We start from the raw sequence: 6,478 nt of genomic DNA on the forward strand, positions 1-6,478 counted from the left end.
CCGCGTTGCGGACCGGCGCCCGAAAGAAAGGCCGGCGACGAGCCGGCCTTTCTTTCGTCAGTGGTGCCCGGAGAAGGGAACCATCTTGCGCAGCGTGGACGGCGGATGCGGCCACTTCGGATCGTCCAGGTAGGGATGGTCCGGGTAGTTGAGCGCGAGCACCTTGCGTACCTGCTCGGCCTGCGCCTTCTGGTCCAGCGCCAGGTAGCTGCGCGTCAGGATCGCCAGCGCATCGCCGGTCTGCGGCGCCTGCTGGTAGTGCTCGACCACGTACTGGGCGCGGTCGGCGGCAGCCACGTAGGCCTTGTTGCGCAGGTAGAACTTGGCCACGTTGATCTCGTACTGCGCCAGGATGTTGCGCAGGTAGATCATGCGCTGGCGCGCGTCGGCGGTGTAGGCGCTGTCCGGAAAGCGCCGCGCCAGCTCGGCGAAGTCGTCGAAGGACTGCAGGTTGTACGCCTGGTCGCGGCGCGCCTGCGAACCGCTGCGCGAGATGAAGCGCTCGATCACGCCGCTGGTGCGGTTGAAATTGATCAGGCCGCGCAGGTAATAGGCATAATCGACGTGCTTGTGCGTCGGGAAGGTCTTGATGAACCGGTTGATCGTCGAGGACGCATCGTCCGGCTGGTTGTCCTTGTACTGCGAGTAGGCCAGCTCCAGCTGCGCCTGCTCGTTGTAGTCGCCCGACGGGAAGCGTGCGATCAGGCGCTGGTAGGCTTTGGTGGCGGCGGCGTAGTCGCCGTTGACCAGGTCCTCGTGCGCCTTGGCGTACAGCCTGTCCACCGGCATCGTGTCGATCGACTCGCGCTTGTGGCCGAACATCGAGCAGGCGCCCAGCGAAAGTCCGAGGACGAGCACGGCGAGCAGTTTGAAGAAGACGCGCATGTGGAAGGTTTTCATGAGGTTGAACGGACGGATGATAGCCCAAACGGCCCGGCTCCCGCGGAGGCCGGCATGACCGTCATCCGCCACGAGGGGCAGGTGCCCCTGTCGGCTGCGGGTAGGCGCTTCGACCAGGCGCTGGCCGAGATGTTCCCGGACTACTCGCGTTCGCGCCTGGCGGCCTGGATCAAGGCGGGGGCGGTGACCCTGGACGGCGCGGTCGCGCCGCCGCGCCAGCTGCTGCGCGGCGGCGAGCAGGTGCGGCTGCAGGCCGAACTCGTCACCGAAGTGGAAAGCGCGCCCGAGGCCATCGCCCTGGCCATCGTGCACGAGGACGAGCATCTGCTGGTGCTGGACAAGCCCGCCGGCCTGGTGGTGCACCCGGGCGCCGGCAACCCCGCCGGCACGCTGCTCAACGCGCTGCTGCACCACGACCCGAAGCTGGCCGAGCTGCCGCGCGCCGGCATCGTGCACCGGCTGGACAAGGACACCTCCGGCCTGATGGTGGTCGCGCGCTCGCTGGCCGCGCACACGGCACTGGTGGAGATGCTCTCACGCCACGCGGTGGAGCGGCAATACGAGGCGGTGGTGGTCGGCACCCTGGTCGCCGGGGGCACGGTCGACGCGCCGATCGGCCGGCACCTCGGCGATCGCCTGCGCCAGGCCGTGCGCGACCAGGACGAAGGCAAGCACGCGGTGACCCACTATCGGCTGCGCGAGCGCTTCCGCGCACACAGCCTGATCCAGTGCAACCTGGAGACGGGCCGCACACACCAGATCCGCGTGCACATGGCGCACATCCACCACCCGCTGGTCGGCGACCCGCTCTACGGCGGCAGTCTGCGGCTGCCCAAGGGCGCCACGCCCGAACTGGTGGCGGCGTTGCGCGGCTTCCGCCGGCAGGCGCTGCACGCCGAGCGGCTGGCGTTCGAACATCCGGTGACGGGCGAGGCGATGGCGTTCGAGGCGCGGCGTCCGGCCGACCTGGACGCGCTCGTGGCGACCCTGCGCACGGATGCCCAGATCCACGCCGACCTCTAGCCAGCCATCAGCCGGCGGAAGCGGGGCCCACGCGCGCTATGCTTGGGTCTCCCCGTCACGGCCTTCCCCATGACCGAACCCTGGATCCTGCCCGACTGGCCCGCGCCGCGTGGCGTGCATGCGGCGGTCACCACCCGCGACGGTCCCGGTGTGTCGACCGGACCGTACGCACGCTTCAACCTCGGCCTGCGCAGCGGTGACGCCGCCGAGGCGGTGGCCAGCAACCGCGACGCGCTGCGCCACGCGCTGGACCTGCCGGCCGCACCGCGCTGGCTGCGCCAGGTCCATGGGACCACCGTCGCCGAGCTGGGGCCGCTGGCGAGCGCCGACGAGCCGCAGGCGGATGCCGCAGTCGCGCACCTGTCCGGCACGGTGCTGGCGATCCTGACGGCGGACTGCCTGCCGGTGCTGTTCTGCAGCGAGGACGGCGCCCGCATCGGTGCCGCCCACGCCGGCTGGCGCGGGCTGGCCGCCGGCGTGCTGGAGGCCACGGTCGCCGCGATGGGCACGCCGTCGGCGCGCCTGCTGGCATGGCTGGGGCCGTGCATCGGCGCCGCATCCTACGAAGTGGGCGGCGAGGTGCGCAGCGCCTTCGTCGAACGGGATCCGGATGCCGCCGCCCGTTTTGCGCCGTCGCGCCCGGGCCACTGGCATTGCGACCTGGCCGGCCTGGCGCGCCGCAGGCTCGCGGCGGCCGGCGTGACGCGGGTCCACGGCGGCGGCTTCGACACGTTCACCGACGCGCGGTTCTATTCCCACCGCCGCGACGGTGCGCACAGCGGACGCTTCGCGAGCCTGATCTGGCGCGACTGACGCCATGTGGGAGCGAGCTTGCTCGCGATGCGGTTTGCGTGGATGCGCGCCTGCCGAAGGCATCGCGAGCAAGCTCGCTCCTACAGGATGGGGTTCAGCCCAGGGCCGGCAGGCTCGCCACGCCGGCTTCGATCGCCGCACGGTGCACCGCGCAGCGCGGCAGCATGCGTGCGAAGTAGAAGCGCGCCGTGTCGCGCTTGGCCTGCCTGAACGCCGCTGGTTGCGTGCCGGCGTCGGCGGCCGCCACGCTGCGCGCCCACATGTAGGCCAGCGCCACGTAGCCTGCGTAGTAGAGGTAGTCGACCGCGGCCGCGCCCAGTTCTTCCGGATCAGCCTGCACGCGCTCGGCCAGCGCCGTCGTCAGCGCCTGCCACTCCCTGGCCGCCTGGCCGAGCGGCGCGACGAACTCGGCCAGCATGGCGTCGCCCGCGTGCCGCTGGCAGAAGCCGCCGATCTCCTCCAGGAAGTGGCGGAAGCCGGCGCCCTTGAGCTGCATGATCTTGCGGCCCAGCAGGTCCATCGCCTGGATGCCGGTGGTGCCCTCGTACAGCGTGATGATGCGCGCGTCGCGCACGAACTGCTCGATGCCGTTTTCCGTGATGTAGCCGTGGCCGCCGTAGACCTGCACGGCCTCCTTGACGCTTTCCTGCGCCAGTTCGGTCAGCACGCCCTTGACGATGGGAATGAGGAACGCGACCAGCTCGCCGGCCTTGGTGCGCGCGGCCTCGTCGCTGGCGCGCTCCTCGATGTCCAGCTGCAGCGCGGCGTAGAGCATCAGCGCGCGGCCGCCCTCGACGATGGCGCGCTGGGTCAGCAGCATGCGGCGCACGTCCGGGTGCACCACCAGCGGGTCGGCCGGCTTGTCCGGCTGCGCCGGGCCGCTCAAGGCGCGCCCCTGCAGGCGCTCGCGCGCGTAGTGCAGGCTGTTCTGCAGCGCGCGCTCGGCCAGGCCCACGCCCTGCACGCCCACCGCCAGGCGCGCCGCGTTCATCATGGTGAACATGCCGAACAGGCCCTTGTGCGGCTGGCCGACCAGCCAGCCCTCGGCGCCGTCGAAGTTCATCACGCAGGTCGGCGAACCGTGGATGCCCATCTTGTGCTCGATGGCGCCGGCGGCCACGGCGTTGCGCTCGCCCATCGAGCCGTCGCGCGCGACCTTGAACTTCGGCACCGCGAACAGCGAAATGCCGCGGCTGCCGGTCGGGGCGTCCGGCAGGCGTGCCAGCACCAGGTGCACGATGTTCTCGGTCAGGTCGTGCTCGCCGGCGGTGATGAAGATCTTGGTGCCGGTGAGGCGGTAGCTGCCGTCGCCGGCGGGTTCGGCGCGGGTCTTGAGCAGGCCCAGGTCGGAGCCGGCCTGCGGCTCGGTCAGGCACATGCTGCCGCACCAGCGGCCCGCGACCATGGGCTTGAGGAACACTTCCTTCTGCCAGGCGTCGCCGTGCAGCTGCAGCGCGTGCGCAGCACCCTGGCTGAGCAGCGGGTAGTTGCCCCAGGCCAGGTTGGCCGAGTCGAGCATTTCCTTCATGGCCACGCCGATCACCTCGGGCAGTGCCTGGCCGCCCAGCGCCTCGGGCATGGTGAGCCCGGCCCAGCCGCCCTCGACGTAGGTGCGGTAGGCCTCCTTGAAGCCCTTGGGCGTGGTGACCGTCGCGGTGGCCTTGTCGAAGTGGCAGCCCTCGGCATCGCCGGAGGCATTGAGCGGGGCGAGCACCTGTTCGTTGAAGCGCGCGGCCTCCTCCAGCACGGCGTCGAGCAGGTCGCGGGTGTGGCCCTCGCCGCCGGCCAGCGGGGTGAGCACGGCCTCCGCGCCCAGCACGTCATGCAGCGCGAAGCGCAGGTCGTCCAGCGGCGCCTTGTAGATCGTCATCGGGTAGTCCTCGGGTGATCAGCGCCAGGTGTTGGCGATGCCGGGGACGGGCGAGAGCCAGTCCTTGCCGGAAAAATCGAAATCGCGCGGCGCCTTCTCCTGTTCGGGAGTGGCGCGCACGCTGCCGGAGAGGGTGTAGGGCAGGGCGCCGGCGCTGCCCTTGGCGGCGCTCGCCGCCAGCGCCTGGCTCATTGCCACCGTGGGCAGCACGTCGATCTGCACCACGTCGCCGGCGAAGGCGGGGATGTCGCGGTCGAAGCTGCCGTGCACGCGCACCGGCACGCTGCCGGCCATCGCCAGTTGCGCGTCGAGCCCGGTGAAGTCCATCTCGCCGTAGCTGTTGTTCTGGATGCGCACGGTCAGCCGCCAGGCGCCGCCCGGTTGCAGCACGAGCTGCTGGATGCTCACCGTGGGCGGGAACACGCTCTTGCGCGGCGGACCGCAGCCGATCAGGCCCAGAGCGAGCGAAAGCGGGACGATCCAGTGCAGGAAACGCATCACGGCCTCTCCAAACGATCGTTCGAATTTGCCGATTCTAACCACACCCGATGGCGGCGCGTGAGCCTCGACCACGGCGGCCTTCACGTGCACGCGGTTTCCCCGTGCGCACCGAACGGGCATCATCGGCGTCTTTCGCCGCAGGATTCCCCACGCATGCCACGCCGCTACGTCGCCCGCCGCTCGCCGATCCACGGCAACGGCGTGTTCGCCACCGCACCGATCAGCAAGGGCGAGGAAATCATCGAGTACAAGGGCACGCTGGTGACCCACGCCGAGGCTGACGAGCGCTATGGCGACGGCGGCGAGACCGGGCACACCTTCCTGTTCACGCTCAACGACGAGTACATTATCGACGCCAACCGCAAGGGCAACACCGCGCGCTGGATCAACCACAGCTGCGCGCCCAACTGCCGTGCGGTGATCGAGGAGAGCGCAAGCGGCGACCCGCGCAAGGATCGCGTGCTGATCGAGGCCATCCGCGACATCGCCCCGGGCGAGGAGCTGACCTACGACTACGGCATCGTGCTCGACGTGCCGCACACCCCTCGTCTGAAGAAGCTGTGGCGCTGCCTGTGCGGCGCGCCGAACTGCACCGGCACCCTGCTCAAGCCCAAGCGCTAGCACTCCCCTTGCCGCATGCCCTAACGGGCGGATGACATGTGCGAGACATGCTGCGCATGCCGGCTGCGCGATCCTCCCGGTTTCGCTTGCAGGAGGGTCGGTCCATGGCTTCATCCAAGTTGAACGGTCGCGCCGTCGCCGTGCTCGCCACCGACGGCTTCGAGTATTCCGAGCTCACCGAGCCCAAGCGGCTGCTGGAGGAGGCGGGCGCCGAGGTCACCGTGGTGGCGCCGGGCGACGCCAGGGAAATCCGGGGCTGGAAGGGCGGCGACTGGGCCGGCAGCGTGCCGGTGGACATGAAGCTGGAGGAAGCCGACCCGTCCGACTTCGACGCGCTGGTGCTGCCCGGCGGCGTGATCAACCCGGACAAGTTGCGCACCCAGCCGGCGGCGCTGGACCTGGTGCGCGCGTTCGCCGCGTCGGGCAAGACGGTCGCTGCGATCTGCCACGGCCCGTGGACCCTGATCAACGCCGGCCAGGTCGAAGGGCGCAAGCTCACCTCGTGGCCGTCTTTGCGGCAGGACCTGGAGAACGCCGGCGCGCAATGGGAAGACCGCGAGGTGGTGCGCGACGGCAACCTGATCACCAGCCGCAAGCCGGACGACATCCCGGCCTTCGCCAACGCGGTGATCGAGGCGCTGGCGGCCTAGTTGCGTAAACCCACCAGGTTGTTCATGGCAATGCGGGTGATAGGAGGCTGGTAGTCAACGCTGGCATGCGGACGGTGCCAGTTGTATTGATGCAGCCAGG

General features: G+C 70.1%; 7 protein-coding genes and 1 pseudogene. 4 read left to right on the forward strand and 4 right to left on the reverse strand.

Annotated features, from left to right (window positions below):
* Positions 1-57: 57 nt before the first annotated feature.
* Entirely contained in the window at positions 58-900 is an 843-nt protein-coding gene (locus tag WAT24_RS12535; RefSeq protein WP_336808226.1) for an outer membrane protein assembly factor BamD, read from the reverse strand.
* 54 nt (positions 901-954) lie between these two features.
* Here WAT24_RS12535 and rluD point away from each other — a divergent pair, with 54 nt between their 5' ends.
* Positions 955-1,923, forward strand: coding sequence for a 23S rRNA pseudouridine(1911/1915/1917) synthase RluD (gene rluD, locus WAT24_RS12540; RefSeq protein ID WP_336808227.1), 969 nt, complete (start codon positions 955-957; stop codon positions 1,921-1,923).
* Between the two features lie 69 nt (positions 1,924-1,992).
* A complete protein-coding gene (gene pgeF / locus WAT24_RS12545; RefSeq protein WP_336808228.1) occupies positions 1,993-2,736 on the forward strand; it encodes a peptidoglycan editing factor PgeF in 744 nt (247 codons plus the stop codon).
* Between the two features lie 94 nt (positions 2,737-2,830).
* Here the strand turns inward: pgeF and WAT24_RS12550 are convergent, their stop codons facing one another.
* Together WAT24_RS12550 and WAT24_RS12555 are read right to left on the reverse strand one after the other, a co-directional pair.
* On the reverse strand, positions 2,831-4,606 hold the full coding sequence (locus WAT24_RS12550; RefSeq protein ID WP_336808229.1) for an acyl-CoA dehydrogenase C-terminal domain-containing protein: 1,776 nt from the start codon (positions 4,604-4,606) through the stop codon (positions 2,831-2,833).
* A gap of 18 nt (positions 4,607-4,624) precedes the next feature.
* Positions 4,625-5,104: a hypothetical protein gene (locus tag WAT24_RS12555; protein WP_336808235.1), complete on the reverse strand. Its 480-nt coding sequence runs from the start codon at positions 5,102-5,104 to the stop codon at positions 4,625-4,627.
* Positions 5,105-5,260: 156 nt separating this feature from the next.
* Between WAT24_RS12555 and WAT24_RS12560 the strand changes: the two genes are divergently transcribed.
* Both WAT24_RS12560 and WAT24_RS12565 read left to right on the forward strand, forming a co-directional pair.
* A complete protein-coding gene (locus WAT24_RS12560; RefSeq protein ID WP_336808231.1) occupies positions 5,261-5,728 on the forward strand; it encodes an SET domain-containing protein in 468 nt (155 codons plus the stop codon).
* Positions 5,729-5,832: 104 nt separating this feature from the next.
* Positions 5,833-6,378: a type 1 glutamine amidotransferase domain-containing protein gene (locus tag WAT24_RS12565; RefSeq protein ID WP_336808232.1), complete on the forward strand. Its 546-nt coding sequence runs from the start codon at positions 5,833-5,835 to the stop codon at positions 6,376-6,378.
* Here the strand turns inward: WAT24_RS12565 and WAT24_RS12570 are convergent.
* Positions 6,375-6,478 (reverse strand): annotated as a pseudogene (locus WAT24_RS12570) (IS481 family transposase); the annotation flags it as partial. The gene WAT24_RS12565 and the pseudogene WAT24_RS12570 overlap by 4 nt on opposite strands.

Source organism: Fulvimonas yonginensis (assembly GCF_037137055.1).
GTDB classification, from domain to species: Bacteria; Pseudomonadota; Gammaproteobacteria; order Xanthomonadales; family Rhodanobacteraceae; genus Frateuria_A; species Frateuria_A yonginensis.